Consider the following 18,301-nt stretch of genomic DNA (forward strand, 5'->3'; position numbering starts at 1 on the left):
AATTCCGCCACCCGCGGCGCTTGCCGTTGCCCGGATGTATTGCAACCCCACTTCAACCGGCGATTGTCGCTTCTGCGAGAACAGCGCGCACGGGGCAAAACGAAAAAGGGCGCGCCAGCGGCACGCCCCTTTATCACTCAAGGTCTTTCCAGTTCAGCCGGCGACCGGGTTCACCGCGCCGTAGCCCAGCGGCTCGGAGACGTCCTTGCCCTCGTCCATGCCCTGCTCGGCCAGCCAGCGCTCGGCCTCGAGCGCCGCCATGCAGCCCATGCCGGCGCTGGTGACCGCCTGCCGGTACTTGTGGTCGGTCAGGTCGCCGGCAGCGAAGACGCCGGGGATCGAGGTCGCGGTGCTGTCGGGCTGGGTCTTCACGTAGCCGCCCATATGGGTCTCGAGCACGTCCTTCACCAGTTCGTTTGCCGGCGCGTGGCCGATGGCGATGAAGACGCCCTTGCAGGGGATCTCAGTGATCTCGCCGGTCTGCACGTTCTTGGCGCGGACAGCGGTGACACCCTTGGGGCTGCCCTCCCCCACCACTTCCTCGAGCGCATGATGCCAGAGCGGCACGATCTTCTCGTGCTTGAGCAGGCGGTCCTGCAGGATCTTCTCGGCGCGCAGCTCGTCGCGGCGGTGGATGAGGGTCACCTTGCTGGCGAAGTTGGTCAGGAACAGCGCCTCTTCCACGGCGGTGTTGCCGCCGCCGACCACCACGATCTCCTGACCGCGATAGAAGAAGCCGTCGCAGGTGGCACAGGCCGAGACGCCGAAGCCCTTGTAGGCTTCCTCGGACTCGAGCCCCAGCCACTTGGCGCGGGCGCCGGTGGCGAGAATCACGGCGTCGGCGGTGTAGGTGGTGCCGCTGTCGCCATGCGCCACGAAGGGCCGCACGTCGAGGTCGAGCTTGGTGATGATGTCCCCGATGATCTCGGTGCCCATGGCGCGGGCGTGGGCCTCCATGTTGACCATCAACTCGGGGCCCTGCACCTCGGTATGGCCGGGCCAGTTCTCGACCTCGGTGGTGGTGGTGAGCTGACCGCCCGGCTCGAGCCCCTGCACGAGGATCGGCTCGAGCATGGCGCGCGAGGCATAGACCCCGGCGGTGTAGCCGGCCGGGCCGGAGCCGATGATCAGGACCTTGGTGTGGCGGGTATCGGACATGGGGCAATCCTCGGTCAAAGCGTTTCGCGCTCATATAGTCGGCTTGCCGCGGCAGCGAAAGCCCCGCCCCGAAGCGCTTGCCGTTTGCGCCGCAGCGCGGCATAAGGCGCGCGAACCGCCCCGCCGTCGCGGCCGAACCGATGTTCGCGCCAACAGCCGCCACGGCGCGCGCCTCAACCTGACAGTGTGCCGATGGAATTTTCAGCGCTTTAACGCATGAGAACTTAATATTCTTTCGCAAAAGTGAAACTTTATTGCGCCACGCAGCCGGGATGGTATAACAATCGCGAAATGAAAAGAGGTATGACGATGCCCGGACACCGGCTCGATCCGATCGATCGCAAGATTTTGGCGGAGCTTCAGGCCGATGGCCGCATGACCAATGTCGAGCTTGCCAAACGCGTCGGAATTTCTGCCCCGCCCTGCCTGCGCCGGGTGCGCACGCTCGAGGAGCAGGGCTTCATCCGAGGCTACCACGCCGAAGTCGATCCGCGCGAGCTGGGCTTCGAGGTTCAGGTCTTTGCCTCGGTCGGGCTGCAGAGCCAGGCCGAAAGCGACCTGCGCGCCTTCGAGGAACGCTGCCGCAACTGGCCGCTCGTGCGCGAGTGCCACATGCTCAACGGCGAGGTCGACTTCATCCTGAAATGCGTGGCGCCCGATCTGTCGACCTTCCAGAGCTTCCTGACCGGAGAGCTGCTCACCGCCGAGAATGTCGGCAGTGTGAAGACCTCGCTGGTGATCCGGGGCGCCAAGGACGAGCCGGGTGTGCCGTTCGACGTGCTCGAGGAACGGCTGAGCCGCTCCGCCTGAGCCGCCCCTAGCGGATTATCGAGACTGACGTCCGTCAATCGCCTTGCGCGTTGTGCGCGCGAGGCAGAGCGCGCCGAAATCCTCGGCCTGGCCGATATTCGGGAACAGCGACAGGAACAGCGCCGTACCGCTCTCGCCCATGGCGTGGGCGAGCGTCCGGCCCGGATGGTAGCTCTCCATCTCGATGCCGCCGATGCGGATGGTGGCGTGCCGCCCCAGCATCAGGTGATAAAGCTGGACCGAGCTTGCCGGGGCCACGTCGACGATGCGCGCGCCGTCGGCGAAATCCGCCACCGGCACCAACACCCTCTCGTGCGCGGTCCGCGATGTCAGCCGCTCGGAGCGCATCACCATGCGCGCCGCCGGTCCGACGACCACGTCAGCCATCGGGCACCCCGGGCCAAAGCCCTCGGCGGTGATGCGCGACAGCGACGTCTGCATCCTGGCATCATCCGACGCTGCAGGCTCATAGGTGGTCGAGCCGATCCAGGTGACCGGCTGCACGCCGGCACTGCTCTCGACCTCGTCGCCGGGCAGCAGATCCTCGATGGCGACCGGGCCGCTCACGGTAGGGATCAGCGTGCCACGCGGGAACGCCGTGAAGGCCTCTTCGAAAATCGGCTCGGCGGGGGCCATCTGGCTTCTGAAGGAAATCGTGAGATCGGGCATCAGCGCCGCGGTCTCGTAGGTGCGCATCGGAACCGAACTTCGTCTGGGGCGCGGCTCGGCACGGAGCGGAACGGACCTGCGGGAGGTTTCAAAAGAGGCCGAAAACGGCGCGGCCTTGGAGGACTGGTTAACACGAGACACGTCAGCACCTTTAAAGAACCGGTCACGTCGGTGTTGGCACCGACAACAATAAATGAACCGATGTAAACGAACGAAATGAAATAGGCCCCAAAACCCGGGGCATGTCAAAGAATAAACGGTTGTGCGCGAACAAACGCCAGCAATCAAATTAAAAGACAGCGAGTGTTTCGCTCTCAACATCATCGCACCGAACCTTGGCAAAACTGAGGCGAATCGAGCCGCAGATCGGGCTATTGCAGGATCGGGGCCTACCTGCGGGGCACGCGATGCCAGCTTGGCTTAGCCTCCGCCCTGGCTGGCATGCCGGTTGCGGCGTCCGAGTTGACGAAACGGTCCATGCCATGGCGATTGCGCGTGGTTCTCAAGCTCTTAGCAGCACCATTCCGCGTGCGGGGTATTCCGGTGCATGGCCGGAGACTCGCCGTTCAGAAGAGGCGCCGAACTTTCGGCAGCGCCCGGGCTCTGCGTCCGGAACCGGGACTAAAGCCGGATGGCCGAGATCAGGCGTCCGTAATCCGCTTCGCGCTCGTGCACCGAGCGGCGGAAGGAATAAAAGCGCTGCGGATCGGAATAGGTGCAGTGGCGCGTCCATTCCGCCTCGACCCCGGCCTCGCGCAGCTTGTGCAGGCCAAAGCCCGGCAGGTCAAAATGCATCCGATCGCCCTCCCCGCCTGCGAAGAAGCGGCCATGCGCGGGATCGGCACTCATGAAGGTCTCGAAGAACTCGGGTCCGACCTCGTAGGCGCGCTGACTGATGCTCGGGCCGATCACGGCCCGGATGCGCTCGCGCACCGCACCCAGCCCGACCATGGCGGTCACGGTTTCGTCGAGGATGTCGTCGATGGCACCGCGCCAACCGGCGTGGGCGGCTCCGACCACGCCCGCCTCGGCATCGGCGAACAGCACCGGCTGACAGTCGGCGGTGAGCACCGCGATCGCCAGCCCCGGCGTTGCGGTGACCAGCGCGTCAGCCTCGGGCACGGGGCCCTCATGCGGCCCGTCGACCACAAGCACCTTCGAGGAATGGGTCTGGTGAACATTGAGCAGACGCCCGACCGGGACCTCCATCGCCTCGGCGACGCGCGCACGGTTGATGGCCACGATCTCGGACTGGTCCGACGAGCCGTTGCCGCAGTTCAGCCCCGCGAACACCCCGGACGAGGCGCCGCCCTTGCGGGTGAAGAAACCGTGCCTCAGGGGAACGAGGCTTTGCGCGGTGATGATCTCGAGCGTCATGTGTCCTGCAGTCCGGGCGGTGGGGCCGCGCCTTCCGGAAAGGCCCCGAGTGTCTTGAACAGCGAACCCATTTCCTCGGGGTGCGTCAACCGGCGATGTGCAGAGACGTGGCTGTCGAGCTCCGCGCCGCTCAGCCGGGCCGCAAGCGCACGGGCGCGCTCGGTGATGCCCAGCCGTTCGAGGAAGACCCCCTGCGGCGTGAGCGCGGTCGTGGCGCAGGGCATCGCCGCGGCCAGCGCACCGAAATCCACATGCGCGGTGAGGTCGGCCCCGCCCGGCGCGTCGAGGGGCGAGACCTTCTCGTGCCTGCGCACCGCCTGGAACGTGTCGCCAAGGCTGCGCGCGCTGCCGTAGTCCACCATCAGCGCGGCGCCGCCATGCGCGGCGATGCGACGGCCGATCTCTTCTGCGATGCCGGTGGCCGGGGCGCAGGTCTCGACAAGATCGCCCTCCTCCGTGTCTGCCAGCCGATGCTCGAGCTCGCCGCGTGGCGCGGGCTCGGTCAGCCCGAAGGCGAGCCGGCCGTCGACGACGCCGACCACGCGCTCGCACCAGCCCTCGCCCGAGCGCAGGAACTGCCGAATCGGCAGCGCGTCGAAGAACTCGTTCGCGAGCAGGTAGAGCGGCGCTTCGGGCAGGTTGGCGATGCTGTCGTGCCAGACCGGCATCAGAGGCGCCAGCCTTCGATGCTGCTCGTCGCGCAGTCGTGGCGAGGTCTCGACCAGGTGCAGACGCGCCGCCTCGAGCATCCCCGGGACGCCGCGCATGGCGCGTGTGGCGTCGGACATCAGCGTGCCGCGCCCCGGCCCCAGCTCGGCCAGCACGAAGGACGATGGCCGCCCCTGCTCAATCCAGCACTGCGCGAGGCACAGGCCAAGCAGTTCGCCGAACATCTGGCTGATCTCGGGCGCGGTGGTGAAATCCCCGGCCACGCCCAGCGGGTCGCGGGTGGTGTAGTAGCCGTGTTGCGGATGGCTCAGGCAGATCGCCATGTATTCGGCGATGGTCATCGGCCCTTCGGCCGCGATGCGCCGGTGCAGGATCTCCTCGAGCGGCGTCATGCCCGCCGCCTCGCCCGGATCAGCAGCGCCACACCGATGAGGATCATCGGGAGCGACAGGATCTGCCCCATGGTGAGACCGTAGCCGCCGACCTGAAAGGCGAGCCCCAGCGGGTTGCCCGGCGAGACGAACTGCGCATCGGGCTGGCGGGCGAACTCGACGAGGAACCGCGCGAGGCCATAGCCCGCAAAGAACGTGCCGGCGACGGTGCCGGGGCGCTTGAGCGCTCCGCGCGCGAAGGCCAGCCAGATCAGCACCGCGCCGAGGATCAGCCCCTCGAGCCCGGCCTCGTAGAGCTGGGACGGGTGGCGGGCGCAAAGCTCTCCCGCGGCCTGTCCGCAGGCCTGTGCCGCCTCGCCGGGGAAGATCACCCCCCAGGGCAGGTCGGTGGGTCGGCCCCAGAGCTCGGCATTGACGAAATTCGCCACCCGCCCGAGCAGCAGCCCCGGCGGCACCGCCAGCGCCATAAGGTCGGCGGTGGGCATCAGGCGGATGCGATGCTTGGCACAGAAGCCGAGCACCGCCAGAATCACCCCCAGCAGCCCGCCATGGAACGACATGCCGCCATGCCAGATCATCAGGATCTCGCCGGGATTGGAGAGGTAATAGGCCGGCTGGTAGAACAGCACGAAGCCCAGCCGCCCGCCGAGGATGATGCCGAGGATCACCCAGGTCAGCAGCTGCTCGAGCTGCTCGGTGCTCATCGGCGGACTGTCGTCGTGCCAGAGGCGGGCGCGGCGCAGCGCCGCGGCGGCGAGCTGCCAGCCCAGCAGGATGCCGACGATATAGGCCAGCGCGTACCAGCGCAGGGCGAACTCGAAACTGCCGATCGAGATCGAGAACAGTTCGGGCGAGAGCGAGGGGAATTGCAGCGCAGCTTTCATGGCGGCATGAGTGCCGTCGCTTTGCCGGCGAAGTCAACCTTGAGGCCGGCGGCCCGAGGGCCCATATTGAGGGTAGCATCGTATCAGGAGCACCCATGCAGACCCGCAACAAGGTATTCGACGACATCTCGCAGCTGATGACCAACGCCATGGGCGTGGCACAGGGCGCGAGGGACGAGGCCGAGACGGCGATGAAGTCGATGATCGACCGCTGGCTGGCCGAGCGCGATTTCGTCACCCGCGAGGAGTTCGACGCCGTGCGCGCCATGGCCCAGAAGGCCCGCGAGGAGAACGAGGCGCTGAAGGCCCGTCTCGACGCTCTGGAAAAGGGCGCGGAGTAATCGCCCCGAAGGCGACATGAGAGATGTCCGCGCGCCCTGTCTCACCCGACGTGCGCCTTTAAGAACGAAAGAGGGGGCGCTGCCCCCTCTTGGCGCCGTGCGCCAATTCACCCCCGAGGTATTTTTGAACCAAAGAAGCCAGGAGCGCCGCGCCCCTGGCTTCTCTTCGTCAAAAATACTCCCGCCGGAGGCAGGCCGTCGCGCGATGCAGCGATGCTTTAGGATTAGGGCAGATCCCGAGCCACCGAGCCACGCCCGCACCCTTGCTTTGGCCGGGGCTCTGCGGTACAGGCCCCCGGTGGCTTAAGGCCACTGATTCAGAAAACCAAGAAACGCCGTGGTTGGCCCGTTCGCTTCGGGGCCACATCCGGCAATGGAGAAGCGACATGAAACTGAATGAACTCCGCGACAATCCTGGCGCCGTCCAGTCGAAAAAGCGCGTTGGCCGTGGCCCGGGTTCGGGCAAGGGCAAGATGGGTGGCCGTGGTATCAAGGGCCAGAAATCGCGTTCGGGTGTGGCCATCAACGGCTACGAAGGCGGCCAGATGCCGCTCTACCAGCGCCTGCCCAAGCGCGGCTTCAACAAGCCGAACCGCAAGAGCTATGCCGTCGTCAACCTCGGCCTGATCCAGAAGTTCGTCGATGCAGGCAAGCTCGACGCCGCATCGATCACCGAGGACAGCCTGGTGGCATCGGGCCTCGTGCGCCGCAAGCTCGACGGCATCCGCGTGCTCGCCAAGGGTGACGTCACCACCGCCCTGACCATCGAGACCACTGGCGCGTCGAAATCGGCCGTCGAGGCGGTCGAGAAAGCCGGCGGCGCTCTCAAGGTCACGACCGCGGCGGCCGCAGAATAAGCGGGTTGTGAGCGGTGAAACTGCCGCTTACATAGGACCCCACGTTTTCCACGAACGCCGCCGGAGCCGGAAAGCGCTTCCGGCGGCGTTCTGCCTTCGAGAGGACCCGCATGGCATCCGCTGTGGAACAAATGGCCGCCAACACCAGTTGGGCGGCGCTTGGGAAGGCCACTGACCTTCGCAACCGCATCCTATTCACCCTCGGACTTCTGATCGTCTACCGGCTGGGCACCTTCATCCCCGTCCCCGGCATCGACGGCGGCGCGCTCCGCGATTTCATGGAGCAGGCCGGTCAGGGCATCGGCGGCATGGTCTCCATGTTCACCGGTGGCGCGCTGGGACGCATGGGCATTTTCGCCCTCGGCATCATGCCCTACATCTCTGCCTCGATCATCGTGCAGCTCCTCGCGGCCATGGTGCCGGCGCTCGAGCAGCTCAAGAAAGAGGGCGAGCAGGGCCGCAAGAAGATCAACCAGTACACCCGCTACGGCACGGTCGCGCTGGCGCTGTTCCAGGCCTACGGGCTGGCGGTGTCGCTCGAGGCCGGTGACCTCGCCCACGAGGCCGGCTGGTATTTCCGCGCCGCCGTGGTGATCACGCTGGTCGGCGGCACGATGTTCTTGATGTGGCTGGGCGAGCAGATCACCGCACGCGGCGTCGGCAACGGCATCTCGCTGATCATCTTCGTCGGCATCGTGGCCGAGATCCCCGCCGCACTGGCGCAGTTCTTCGCCTCGGGTCGCTCCGGCGCCATGAGCCCGGCGATCATCGTGGGGGTCATCATCATGGTCATCGCGGTGATCATGTTCGTGGTGTTCATGGAACGCGCCCTGCGCAAGATCACCATCCAGTACCCGCGCCGCCAGGTCGGCATGAAGATGACCGAGGCGCAGCAGTCGCACCTGCCCGTCAAGGTCAACCCGGCGGGCGTGATCCCGGCGATCTTCGCCTCCTCGCTGCTGCTGCTTCCGACCACCATCGCGACCTTCAGCCAAGCCGGCTCGAGCGGTCCGGTGATGTCGACGATCCTCGCCTATTTCGGCCCCGGACAGCCGCTCTACCTGCTGTTCTTCGCCGCGATGATCGTGTTCTTCGCGTATTTCTACACCTTCAACGTGTCGTTCAAACCCGATGACGTGGCCGACAACCTGAAGAACCAGAACGGCTTCATCCCGGGCATTCGCCCCGGCAAGCGGACCGCGGATCACCTCGAATACGTGGTCAACCGTATCCTGGTCGTTGGCTCTGCCTACCTGGCTGCCGTCTGCCTCATGCCCGAGATCCTGCGCTCGCAATACGCGATCCCGTTCTATTTCGGCGGCACCTCGGTTCTCATCGTGGTTTCGGTGACCATGGACACCATTCAGCAGATCCAAAGCCATCTGCTGGCACATCAATACGAAGGTCTTATTCAGAAGTCGCAGCTCCGCGGTAAGAGTAAGACCCGCAAGCGGAGGGGGCCTGCACGCCGATGAACATTATTCTTCTTGGACCGCCGGGCGCCGGCAAGGGCACACAGGCCGGGTTTCTCGTCGAAGAGCGTGGCATGGTGCAGCTCTCGACCGGAGACATGCTGCGCGAGGCCAAGGCCTCGGGCAGCGAGATGGGCAAGCGTGTCGCCGCGATCATGGATGCAGGGGAACTGGTCACCGACGAGATCGTCATCGGCCTGATCCGCGAAAAGCTGCAGACCACGAAGGCATCGGGCGTCATCTTCGACGGCTTCCCCCGCACGCTGAAGCAGGCCGACGCGCTGGGTGAGCTGCTGACCGAGATGGGCCAGAGCCTCGACAAGGTGATCGAGCTGCGCGTCGACGACGTGGCGCTGGTCGACCGCATCGTGGGGCGCGCCGAGGCCGCCATCGCCGCCGGTGAGAAACCGCGTGCCGATGACAATGCCGAGAGCTTCAAGACGCGTCTGATGGAATACTACAAGCAGACCTCGCCGCTGATCGGGTACTACTACGCCAAGGGGCTGTACTCGCGCATCGACGGCATGGCCTCGATGGACGAGGTCAAGGCATCGCTTGCGGAACGGCTCGACAGCTGAGCGCTGCTGTTCGCGAAGAGATCAGAGGCGGGCCCGAGGGTCCGCCTTTTTCTTTGCGGCGCAGCCGTGTCAGACCGTCACCGGCCTCGCTGGACGAAAGCGCACCGCCGCCCGCTCCGCCGACTGCACACTCGGGCACCCCGCCCTGCCCTGGCGCTGGTCATCCAGCGACACTGGCAATACGACTGACTCGGTTGAAGGCCAACAGAATACCCTTCGGTGGCCCGGCAAAACTCCGCGCGAGAATGGCGCTGTCTTCAGCCGACAGGCTTCCGTAGCCCATCGACCAGCCGAGAAAGCCGCGCTCGCGCACCGTGCGCTTCATCCGCAGGACAATCTGGTGGTGGCGCGGGTCGCGATGAATTCGGTCGTAAAGCGCGTCCAGAACGCCCTGCGCTCCTTCGAGCAGCTGACAAAACCGGTCGGTATCGCGCAGGAGATAGCCCGTCACGCCCGCGGAGCGATTGTTTTGCATCGCGTGCTCAAGAATGTCATAATCCGATGAATGACCTCGCGGATGCCGCGACAGACTTGTATAAAGCATCTGTGTGATCATGTCGGGATCAGATCCCGTGCTCGGGCGGGGGATATGGTGAACGGTTGTCATACCGTGAGAAACGCGCCATTGCGGCGCGAGGTTCCGACATAGGGCTTGACCCCTGCTTCGAATCCTCATACCCACCCGCATCTCTATCTGAGAATCAATGTTTGCGGGGCGGGTCGCTCCCCTACCGCAGATCACCTCATCAGCGGACAGCCCGACGGCGATTTCGCCTCGGGCTCATGTTGTGAAAAAAGGTTCTGGCGCTACGGAACCGCAACGAAAAGGAACAGAGATTTGGCACGTATTGCCGGCGTCAACATCCCGACCAACAAACGGGTGCCGATCGCCCTCACCTACATCACCGGTATCGGTCACACCTCGGCTGAGCAGATCTGCGAAGCCGTGAACATCGACGCGACCCGTCGCGTCAACGAGCTGTCCGACTCCGAAGTCCTCGCCATCCGCGAGCACATCGACGCGAACTACACCGTCGAGGGTGACCTGCGCCGTGAAGTTCAGATGAACGTCAAGCGCCTGATGGACCTCGGCTGCTACCGTGGCCTGCGTCACCGCCGCAACCTCCCCGTCCGCGGTCAGCGGACCCACACCAACGCGCGTACCCGCAAGGGCCCCGCGAAGCCGATCGCCGGCAAGAAGAAGTAAGGGAGGCTACTCGATATGGCACGTGATACCCGTCGCGGAGGCAAGAAGAAGGTCTCCAAGAACATCGCCGCAGGCGTGGCGCATGTGAACTCTTCGTTCAACAACACCAAGATCCTGATCTCGGACGTGCAAGGCAATGCGATCTCCTGGTCGTCCGCCGGCACCATGGGCTTCAAGGGCTCGCGGAAATCGACTCCCTACGCTGCTCAGCTGGCCGCAGAAGACGCCGGCAAGAAAGCGCAGGAACACGGCGTGAAGACGCTGGAAGTCGAAGTCCAAGGCCCCGGCTCGGGCCGTGAATCGGCCCTGCGCGCGCTGGCCGCCGCAGGCTTCAACATCACGTCGATCCGCGACGTGACGCCGATCGCACACAACGGCTGCCGCCCGCCGAAGCGCCGCCGCGTCTGATCTATCGCTACAACAAGGTGGGGCCCTGCCGTCGAGCGGGGCCCCGCCTTACGTCATTTCAACCTCGGGCGTCTGAGCCTTTGGACATGGGGCACGGACAGGAATGGAGGGACGCATGATCCACAAGAACTGGGCTGAACTGATCAAGCCAACCCAGCTGGAGGTTCGCCCCGGCGCCGACCCGAGCCGCGTGGCCACCGTCGTCGCCGAGCCGCTCGAGCGCGGCTTCGGTCTGACCCTTGGCAACGCGCTGCGCCGGGTGCTGCTGTCGAGCCTTCAGGGTGCGGCCATCACGAGCGTGCAGATCGACAATGTTCTGCACGAATTCTCGTCTGTCGCGGGCGTCCGTGAAGATGTCACCGACATCGTCCTGAACCTCAAGGGCGTCTCGCTGCGCATGGAAGTCGAAGGCCCCAAGCGGCTCTCGATCAACGCCACCGGCCCGGGCGCCGTCACCGCCGGTGACATCGCCGAGACCGCCGGCATCGAGGTGCTCAACAAGGATCACGTGATCTGCCACCTCGACGATGGCGCCGATCTCTATGTCGAGCTCACGGTGAACACCGGCAAGGGCTACGTGTCTGCCGACAAGAACAAGCCGGAAGACGCGCCCATCGGCCTGATCCCGATCGATGCGATCTACTCGCCGGTCAAGCGCGTCGCTTACGAGGTGCAGCCGACCCGTGAGGGCCAGGTTCTCGACTACGACAAGCTGACCATGAAGGTCGAGACCGACGGCTCGGTCACGCCCGAGGACGCGATCGCCTTTGCGGCCCGCATCCTGCAGGACCAGCTGTCGATCTTCGTCAACTTCGACGAGCCCGAAGCGGCTGGCCGTCAGGACGAGGACGATGGTCTCGAGTTCAACCCGCTCCTTCTCAAGAAGGTCGACGAGCTCGAACTGTCGGTGCGTTCGGCGAACTGCCTGAAGAACGACAACATCGTCTATATCGGCGACCTGATCCAGAAGACCGAAGCCGAGATGCTCCGCACCCCGAACTTCGGCCGCAAGTCGCTGAACGAGATCAAGGAAGTGCTGTCCTCCATGGGTCTGCACCTCGGCATGGATGTCGAGGACTGGCCGCCGGACAACATCGAAGATCTCGCCAAGAAGCTCGAAGACCAGTTCTAAGAGCCTCTTAAAGATACGGGACGGGGCGCGGTGAGAGGGCGCCCCGTTTCCGCCCCCGCAAGGGGATCCGGGCATCTGCCCCAAGGTGAGCGGTCCGCAACGCATGGGCCGCCTGACAAAGCAAAACCGCCCGTAGAGGGCATATCGGAGTAAAGAGACATGCGTCACGCAAAAGGCTACCGCCGCCTCAACCGCACCCACGAGCACCGCAAGGCACTGTGGGCAAACATGGCCGGCTCGCTGATCGAGCACGAACAGATCAAGACCACCCTGCCCAAGGCCAAGGAACTCAAGCGCGTCATCGACAAGCTGATCACCCTCGGCAAGCGCGGCGACGTGCACGCCCGCCGTCAGGCCGCTGCCCAGCTGAAGCAGGACAAGGACGTCGCGAAGCTGTTCGAAGTGCTCGGCCCGCGCTACGCCGAGCGTTCGGGCGGCTACTGCCGCGTGCTGAAGGCCGGCTTCCGTTACGGTGACATGGCGCCGATGGCGATCATCGAGCTGGTCGACCGCGACGTCGACGCCAAGGGCGCAGCCGACAAGGCCCGCCTCGCAGAGCTCGAGGCCGCTGAGGAGTAATCCTCGCGACACGCGACCAAAAGAAAGGCGCCGCAGATCCCTGCGGCGCCTTTTTTCTTGTGTGCTGTCGCGCGCTCAGGCGGCGTCGAGCTCTTTTTTGACCAGCGCCTCGATCTTGTCGACCGGGTGATTGGTCAGGGTCTTCGGCACTTCGGCGACGACCTTGTCGGCGACTTCCTTGTGCAGCTCCCGGCGCAGATCGCCCAGCACCTGCGGCGAGGCGACCAGCACCAGCTCGTCGAACGCGCCCTTGTGCGCCTCCTTGTAGAGGTGATCGGCCAGATCAGCGGCGAAGCGCTCTTTCTGCAGCTGGTGCCAGTCGGTGTCGTCCATCGACGAGCGCTGCCCGACGCCGGTGTCGGGCATGCGGCCCGGCTTGTTCGCCCCCTGCTCGCGGTCGGAGGGGTTCTCCTGCTCCTCCTCGTCGAACACGTTCAGATTGGGATCGTCGTGATCGGTGAGGTTGCGCAGGAAGAGCGCCTTCTCACTGTCGGTCACCACCACCCAAGTGCCCTTTTTCAGTGTGGTCATCGTCGTCTCCTCAGTCGCTCTGTTTCTCTTCCGACTTGCGCACGCGCGTCGCACCGGGGCGGTCCTGTTCGGCCCGCTTGAGCAGGTCGCGGGTCCCGACCTGCCGCTCGGTCGTGCCGCCGGCGCGGCCCTGCTGGTCAGGGGTCTCGGTGCTGTCGGTGTACTCCTCGGTCTCGCGGCGACCGTCCTCGGATCTGTGGCGCTCGGGCATGAGAGGCTCCTTTCCTTGGTTGTGCTCTGACAACGCGGATAGCGCTTTCCGCGTTCCGTCGCCCCGGCTTGAAACCGACCGCCGGGGCGGGCATATCGAACACGCACAGAAGGATCGTCCCATGCTTCGCACCGTCGTCGCAGCGCTTGCCGCCCTCGCCCTCTCGCTCACCGCCAGCATTGCCCTCGCCGAGACCCGGGTGCCCGACAGCCAGGCCGAGATCTCGCTCAGTTTCGTGCCGCTGGTGAAGCAGGCCACCCCCGCGGTGGTGAACATCTATGCCAGCCGCACAGTCGAGACCCGCAGCCCGTTCGCGGGCGATCCGCTCTTCGGCAACCTGTTCCGCGACTTCGGCGGCCGGCCGCGGGTGCAGAACTCACTGGGCTCGGGCGTGATCCTCTCGGACGATGGCGTCGTGGTGTCGAACTACCACGTGGTCGGGCAGGCCACAGACATCCGCGTGGTGCTCAACACCGGCGAGGAATACGCCGCGAGCGTGCTGCTCGGCGACGAGGAATCCGACCTCGCCATCCTCAAGCTCGAGGGCGCCAGCGACATGCCGCATCTGGCGCTGCGCGACAGCGACACGGTCGAGGTGGGCGAGCTGGTGCTGGCCATCGGCAACCCCTTCGGCGTCGGCCAGACCGTGACCTCGGGCATCGTCTCGGGGCTGGCGCGCTCCGGCACCGCCACCGGCAACGCGCGGGGCTACTTCATCCAGACCGACGCGCCGATCAACCCGGGCAATTCCGGCGGCGCTTTGATCGATGTGAACGGCGACCTGATCGGGGTAAACACCTCGATCCTCACCCGCTCGGGCGGCTCCAACGGCATCGGCTTCGCAATCCCCTCGGCGCTGGTGGCGCAGTTCGTGGAGCAGGCCCGCGCCGGCAATGCGGGCTTCGCCCGGCCCTGGGCCGGGATGACCGGCCAGCCGGTGGATGCGGACCTGTCGGAAAGCCTCGGGCTCGGCCTGCCCGGCGGCGTGCTGATCGCCGCCATCCACCCCGAGAGCCCGTTTGCCAAGGCCGGGCTCGGCGTCGGTGACGTGGTGCTCGCGGTGGATGGCCAGCCGGTCAACACCCCGCCCGAGATGATCTTCCGCATGTCCGTGGCCGGTCTCGGTCACGTGGCCCGCATCCGCTTCCTGCAGGACGGCGAAACGCACGAGGCGGAGGTCGAGATGATCACCGCGCCCGAGACCCCGCCGCGCGATGCCGTGACACTGGGCGAGCGCGCCGTGCTGCCGGGACTGGCGCTGGCGCGGGTGAACCCGGCGGTGGCCACGGAGCTCGATCTGCCGATGTCCGCCGAAGGCGTCGTGGTCACCGAGCCCGGCCCCTATGCCGCCCGCATCGGCCTGCGCCGCGGCGATATCGTGCTGAAGATCGACGGTCGCGCCGTCACCGATCCGGGCGGGGTCGACCGCCTGCTCCGCCGCGCCGCCCCGCGCGTGGCCATCGACGCACTCCGCGGCAGCCGCCGGGTTCTCTTGCGCTTCCGCACCTGACCCGGAGGCCCGCCCCTCCCCCAGGGCTGGCGCGGACGTCACGGTCAGACGCCTCCGGCGGGAGTATTTTTGACGAAGAGAAGATAGGGGCGCCGCGCCCTGCCCTTCTCTGGTTTTCAAATACCTCGGGGGAGTCGCGGCTTGCCGCGGCGGGGGCAGCGCCCCCACTGCAAGCGTGAGGCTCAGTGTTTAGTCGAGGATCCGCTTGACCGCGGACAGGAAGGCCGCGACCTCGGCCTCGGTGTTGTAATGCGCCAGCGACACGCGCACGCAATCGGACTGGCCGAGCGGCGTGAGGATGTTGCCCGAGTAGTGATCCGCCTTGCGGGTATGGGTGCGGATGCCGTGCTCCGACAGCGCCGAGACCAGCTCAGGCGACGCACGCCCTGCGACGTAGAAGCTCACCAGCCCCTCGCGGGCGGGGTTGTCGGCGCCGCCGACGATGCGCACGCCCTCCATCTCCGCCAGCCCCGGCAGGTTTCCGGTGCCGTGCAGCATGGCGTTGGTGAGCGCCGCCTCGTGGTCATGGATCGCGCGGCCCGCCGCCTTGATCCGCGCGCGCGGGTCGGTGGCGTCGGACACCCGGCTGCCCAGCCATTCGAAATACTCGACCACGTCCGAGAAGGTGGCGTAGGCGCCGGTGTCGCGGGTGCCGAGCTCCCAGTTGCCCTCGGGGCCGCCCACGAGCGCGTCGTGCTGCAGCGCGCTGAGCCGGTCGGAGGCCCAGGCCACGCCGTAGCCGTGGCGCGAGAACACCTTGTAGGGCGACACCACGTAGCCGTCGATGTCATAGGAGGCGATGTCGATGCCGCCGTGGCAGGCGTGCTGGATGCCATCGACGATGATCAACGCCTCGGGCGCCTTGGCGCGGATCGCCCCGGCGATGCCGGCCACGTCCATGCCCATGCCGGTGACCGGCGAGGTGTGCAGGATGGTGGCGACGCGGGTGTCGGCGGTCACGGCCTCGGCATAGGCCTCGGGCGTCACGACGCCGGTGGCGTCGTCATGGGCGACCAGCACGTGGCGCTTGCCTGCCACCTCGGCCCAGCGGGCGCAGGCGCTGCGCGAGGCCGGGTGTTCGACAGTGGAGCCCAGCACGATGCCCTCGGGCGTGCCGAGGCAGGCATCCGCGATCAGCCGGAACAGCAGCTCAGTGCCGCTTTCGCCGACGAAGACCTTGCCACCGGGCGCATTGAAGAAGGTCGCCGCGTCTTCCCGGGCCTTAGCGATGATCTCACCGAGCGCGGCGGAGGCCGCGTTGTCGCGGCCCTGGTTGTCGGGGATCGCGGCGAAACGGGCCGAGGTCTCGACCACGGAGTTCAGCGTCAGCGCGCCGCCGGCGTTCTCGAAGAACACCCGCGGGCCGGTGAAGGGGCAGGCCTCCACATGGGCGAATTTCGACCGGATCTCGGTGAGCAGCTCGGGGGTGATGGTGGTCAATGCTTGGTTTCCTCTTGCCGGGCCTTCTCGGCGGCCTCGATGGCCCCCTCGATATCCTCGGGATCGGTGGACGGGATGGCGTAGCTGCCCGAGACCCATTTGGCGAGGTCGATATCGGCGCAGCGTTTCGAGCAGAACGGGCGGTAGGCCGCCTCGGTCGGCTTGCCGCAGATCGGACAGCTCATGTCAGCACCTCGCGCAGCGGCATCCGCTCGCGCTTGCGCTGCAGCTCCATCAGGCCAAGCTGGGTCCAGCCGGCGAGAATGGTCTCGGTGGCGTCCTGCTTGAGCGCGGCGCGCAGCACCTGCTCCATCTGGCGGCGGTCCTTCTTGGGGGCCGGGGCCGGATCGACGAGGATCTGGCCGCCCAGCCCGCGCAGACGAAGCTGCCGCGGCAGTTCGCGCAGCGCCGCCATGTTGGCCTTGAGCCCGGCGGCGGGCGAGGTGTCGTTGCCGGTGTTGATGTCGATGGCGACCAGCGCGCGGGTGGGCTCGATGCACATCGACCCGCCTCCCGGGAGCGCCACCATCGGCGAGCGCAGATCCTCAAGCGCGTCGAGCACGTTGTGGCGCTCGAAGCTGCCGGGCGTGCCGTCGACCTCGTCGCTCTCCCACTCGCGCCAGGCCAGCGCGTGCGGTCCGTCGCCCTCGACCAGCGTCTCGGGCTCGCCGCTGGTGTCGGCCAGAACCTGCGCCGCGAGCTGGATCATGGCGGCGATGTCCTCGGCGATGTCGTCGGGATCGCCGGCGGCGCAGGAGGAGCGCAGGATCAGCCCGTGATCGCCTTCCATCACCTCGTGCGCGATGCCGAGCAGCGTGTCGCGCAAGTCGTCATCCTTGATCTGGCGCGAGACGTTGATGCCCGGCGCGCCCGGGGTAACGATGGCGTAGCGCGACTTGAACAGAAGACGGCTGGTCACCGGAATGGCCTTGCCGGGTTCGGCGAAGCCGGTGACCTGCACCAGAAGCGCGTCGCCGGGGGCGAGCCCCTTGACCTGCCGCAGGAAGGCGTTGCCGTCCGGAGTGCGCAGGAACATGCCGCCCTGCCCTTTCACCGGGCGCAGGGCCACGGCGCGATAGATCGTGCCCGGACGCGGATGGTCGCTGTCGATGAGCAGATCGTGGAGCTGGCCGTCGACGATCAGCGCTGCCGCTTCCGTCCCGTCGAGCTCGTCCAATGCGATGGTTCGTCCCTTCATGGGGCCGACTTGTAGAGCGGGAACCCGGCGGCTTGAAGCAGATTCGCGGTCTCTGCGAGCGGCAGGCCGACGACGGCGGTGAAGCTGCCGCCGATCCACGGGATAAAGGCGCCCGCCATGCCCTGGATGCCGTAGCCCCCGGCCTTGCCGCGCCAGTCACCGCTTTGCAGATAGGCGTTGAGCTCCTCGTTCGAGAGGCTCTTCATCTTGACCTGCGTGACGACGTCGCGTTCCCAGACCTTGTCGCCACGGCGCACCGCGACGGCGGTGATCACCCGGTGGCGGCGCCCGGAGAGCGCGGTGAGGAATTCCGCCGCCTGCTTCTCGTCCTCGGGCTTGCCCAAGATTCGCCGGCCCAACGCCACGGTGGTGTCGGCAGAGAGCACGACCTCGTCGGCAGCGGCGGGAATGGCCTCGGCCTTCTCGCGCGCAAGCCGCACGCAATAGGGCCGCGGCAGTTCACCGCGACGGGGATCCTCATCGATGTCGGGGGGGCGGATGTCGGCAGGGACCACGCCCAGATGCGCGAGCAATTCGCGCCGGCGCGGGCTGCCGGATCCCAGAACGAGCTTCATGCGCGGACCCGAGCGGACGCTGCCCGCGTTACGGGTTTCGCCAATACCGTCAGGCCCATGCAAGGCTTACTTGAAGCGGTAGTTGATCCGACCCTTGGTCAGATCGTAGGGGGTCATTTCCACCTGGACGCGGTCGCCTGCCAGAACCCGGATGCGGTTCTTGCGCATCTTGCCTGCCGTGTGCGCGATGATCTCATGGCCGTTCTCGAGCTCGACCCGGAATGTCGCGTTGGGCAGGAGTTCCTTCACGACGCCGGGGAATTCGAGAATGTCTTCCTTGGCCATGGTCACTCCTGTGATTGC

Annotated in this window: 23 protein-coding genes; 10 read left to right on the top strand and 13 right to left on the bottom strand. The window is 66.4% G+C overall.

Going from position 1 to position 18,301, the window contains the following annotated elements; genetic code table 11:
- Window positions 1-153: 153 nt before the first annotated feature.
- Entirely contained in the window at window positions 154-1,158 is a 1,005-nt protein-coding gene (gene trxB, locus LCM15_RS08165) for a thioredoxin-disulfide reductase (RefSeq protein ID WP_224855266.1), read from the bottom strand.
- 309 nt (window positions 1,159-1,467) lie between these two features.
- Here trxB and LCM15_RS08170 point away from each other — a divergent pair, with 309 nt between their 5' ends.
- A complete protein-coding gene (locus tag LCM15_RS08170; protein ID WP_224855718.1) occupies window positions 1,468-1,968 on the top strand; it encodes an Lrp/AsnC family transcriptional regulator in 501 nt (166 codons plus the stop codon).
- A 15-nt stretch (window positions 1,969-1,983) separates the two neighbouring features.
- On the opposite strand, the gene LCM15_RS08175 is transcribed toward LCM15_RS08170, so the two are convergent.
- From LCM15_RS08175 to lgt, 4 genes are all read right to left on the bottom strand, one after another.
- Window positions 1,984-2,664, bottom strand: a complete 681-nt coding sequence (locus LCM15_RS08175) for a Hint domain-containing protein (protein ID WP_224855268.1) — start codon at window positions 2,662-2,664, stop codon at window positions 1,984-1,986.
- A gap of 594 nt (window positions 2,665-3,258) precedes the next feature.
- The gene (gene pgeF, locus LCM15_RS08180) at window positions 3,259-4,014 is read right to left on the bottom strand and encodes a peptidoglycan editing factor PgeF (protein WP_224855270.1); all 756 of its coding nucleotides are present in this window, start codon (window positions 4,012-4,014) and stop codon (window positions 3,259-3,261) included.
- Window positions 4,011-5,075, bottom strand: coding sequence for a class I SAM-dependent methyltransferase (locus LCM15_RS08185; RefSeq protein WP_224855273.1), 1,065 nt, complete (start codon window positions 5,073-5,075; stop codon window positions 4,011-4,013). The genes pgeF and LCM15_RS08185 overlap by 4 nt, the downstream gene beginning before the upstream one ends.
- Window positions 5,072-5,959, bottom strand: a complete 888-nt coding sequence (gene lgt / locus LCM15_RS08190) for a prolipoprotein diacylglyceryl transferase (protein ID WP_224855275.1) — start codon at window positions 5,957-5,959, stop codon at window positions 5,072-5,074. Before lgt ends, LCM15_RS08185 begins: the two co-directional genes overlap by 4 nt.
- Window positions 5,960-6,054: 95 nt before the next feature.
- On the opposite strand from lgt, the gene LCM15_RS08195 reads away from it, so the two are divergent.
- The 4 genes from LCM15_RS08195 to LCM15_RS08210 all read left to right on the top strand — a co-directional run bounded on the left by LCM15_RS08195 (window position 6,055) and on the right by LCM15_RS08210 (window position 9,207).
- Window positions 6,055-6,300, top strand: coding sequence for an accessory factor UbiK family protein (locus LCM15_RS08195; protein ID WP_224855277.1), 246 nt, complete (start codon window positions 6,055-6,057; stop codon window positions 6,298-6,300).
- A 386-nt stretch (window positions 6,301-6,686) separates the two neighbouring features.
- Window positions 6,687-7,157, top strand: a complete 471-nt coding sequence (rplO, locus tag LCM15_RS08200) for a 50S ribosomal protein L15 (protein WP_224855279.1) — start codon at window positions 6,687-6,689, stop codon at window positions 7,155-7,157.
- Between the two features lie 110 nt (window positions 7,158-7,267).
- The gene (gene secY, locus LCM15_RS08205; RefSeq protein WP_224855281.1) at window positions 7,268-8,632 is read left to right on the top strand and encodes a preprotein translocase subunit SecY; all 1,365 of its coding nucleotides are present in this window, start codon (window positions 7,268-7,270) and stop codon (window positions 8,630-8,632) included.
- Entirely contained in the window at window positions 8,629-9,207 is a 579-nt protein-coding gene (locus LCM15_RS08210; RefSeq protein ID WP_224855283.1) for an adenylate kinase, read from the top strand. Before secY ends, LCM15_RS08210 begins: the two co-directional genes overlap by 4 nt.
- Before the next feature lie 160 nt (window positions 9,208-9,367).
- Here the strand turns inward: LCM15_RS08210 and LCM15_RS08215 are convergent, their stop codons facing one another.
- A complete protein-coding gene (locus tag LCM15_RS08215; protein ID WP_224855285.1) occupies window positions 9,368-9,763 on the bottom strand; it encodes a BLUF domain-containing protein in 396 nt (131 codons plus the stop codon).
- Between the two features lie 282 nt (window positions 9,764-10,045).
- Here LCM15_RS08215 and rpsM point away from each other — a divergent pair, with 282 nt between their 5' ends.
- The 4 genes from rpsM to rplQ all read left to right on the top strand — a co-directional run bounded on the left by rpsM (window position 10,046) and on the right by rplQ (window position 12,533).
- Window positions 10,046-10,414, top strand: coding sequence for a 30S ribosomal protein S13 (gene rpsM / locus LCM15_RS08220; RefSeq protein WP_224855287.1), 369 nt, complete (start codon window positions 10,046-10,048; stop codon window positions 10,412-10,414).
- 15 nt (window positions 10,415-10,429) lie between these two features.
- Entirely contained in the window at window positions 10,430-10,822 is a 393-nt protein-coding gene (gene rpsK / locus LCM15_RS08225) for a 30S ribosomal protein S11 (RefSeq protein WP_188789007.1), read from the top strand.
- Window positions 10,823-10,937: 115 nt separating this feature from the next.
- Window positions 10,938-11,954, top strand: a complete 1,017-nt coding sequence (locus LCM15_RS08230; RefSeq protein WP_007792545.1) for a DNA-directed RNA polymerase subunit alpha — start codon at window positions 10,938-10,940, stop codon at window positions 11,952-11,954.
- Window positions 11,955-12,113: 159 nt separating this feature from the next.
- Complete coding sequence (gene rplQ / locus LCM15_RS08235) at window positions 12,114-12,533, top strand: 50S ribosomal protein L17 (RefSeq protein ID WP_007792547.1); 420 nt, start codon at window positions 12,114-12,116, stop codon at window positions 12,531-12,533.
- A 75-nt stretch (window positions 12,534-12,608) separates the two neighbouring features.
- On the opposite strand, the gene LCM15_RS08240 is transcribed toward rplQ, so the two are convergent.
- Window positions 12,609-13,064: a host attachment family protein gene (locus LCM15_RS08240; RefSeq protein WP_224855289.1), complete on the bottom strand. Its 456-nt coding sequence runs from the start codon at window positions 13,062-13,064 to the stop codon at window positions 12,609-12,611.
- 10 nt (window positions 13,065-13,074) lie between these two features.
- Entirely contained in the window at window positions 13,075-13,275 is a 201-nt protein-coding gene (locus tag LCM15_RS08245) for a hypothetical protein (protein ID WP_224855291.1), read from the bottom strand.
- 121 nt (window positions 13,276-13,396) lie between these two features.
- On the opposite strand from LCM15_RS08245, the gene LCM15_RS08250 reads away from it, so the two are divergent.
- Window positions 13,397-14,785: a trypsin-like peptidase domain-containing protein gene (locus LCM15_RS08250; protein WP_224855293.1), complete on the top strand. Its 1,389-nt coding sequence runs from the start codon at window positions 13,397-13,399 to the stop codon at window positions 14,783-14,785.
- Window positions 14,786-14,974: 189 nt separating this feature from the next.
- Here LCM15_RS08250 and LCM15_RS08255 read toward each other — a convergent pair whose 3' ends face one another.
- From LCM15_RS08255 to infA, 5 genes are all read right to left on the bottom strand, one after another.
- Window positions 14,975-16,225, bottom strand: coding sequence for an aminotransferase class V-fold PLP-dependent enzyme (locus LCM15_RS08255; RefSeq protein WP_224855295.1), 1,251 nt, complete (start codon window positions 16,223-16,225; stop codon window positions 14,975-14,977).
- Window positions 16,222-16,410: a DNA gyrase inhibitor YacG gene (locus LCM15_RS08260; RefSeq protein WP_224855297.1), complete on the bottom strand. Its 189-nt coding sequence runs from the start codon at window positions 16,408-16,410 to the stop codon at window positions 16,222-16,224. Before LCM15_RS08260 ends, LCM15_RS08255 begins: the two co-directional genes overlap by 4 nt.
- The gene (locus tag LCM15_RS08265; protein ID WP_224855299.1) at window positions 16,407-17,423 is read right to left on the bottom strand and encodes a ribonuclease E/G; all 1,017 of its coding nucleotides are present in this window, start codon (window positions 17,421-17,423) and stop codon (window positions 16,407-16,409) included. The genes LCM15_RS08260 and LCM15_RS08265 overlap by 4 nt, the downstream gene beginning before the upstream one ends.
- Entirely contained in the window at window positions 17,420-17,998 is a 579-nt protein-coding gene (locus LCM15_RS08270; RefSeq protein ID WP_224855301.1) for a Maf family protein, read from the bottom strand. Before LCM15_RS08270 ends, LCM15_RS08265 begins: the two co-directional genes overlap by 4 nt.
- Before the next feature lie 66 nt (window positions 17,999-18,064).
- Window positions 18,065-18,283 carry a translation initiation factor IF-1 gene (infA, locus tag LCM15_RS08275; RefSeq protein WP_007792573.1) on the bottom strand — a complete coding sequence of 73 codons (219 nt, stop codon included), beginning with the start codon at window positions 18,281-18,283 and terminating at the stop codon, window positions 18,065-18,067.
- Window positions 18,284-18,301 lie beyond the last annotated feature (18 nt).

Origin of the sequence: Salipiger bermudensis, from assembly GCF_020171625.1 — a bacterium.
Classification (GTDB): Bacteria; Pseudomonadota; Alphaproteobacteria; order Rhodobacterales; family Rhodobacteraceae; genus Salipiger; species Salipiger bermudensis_B.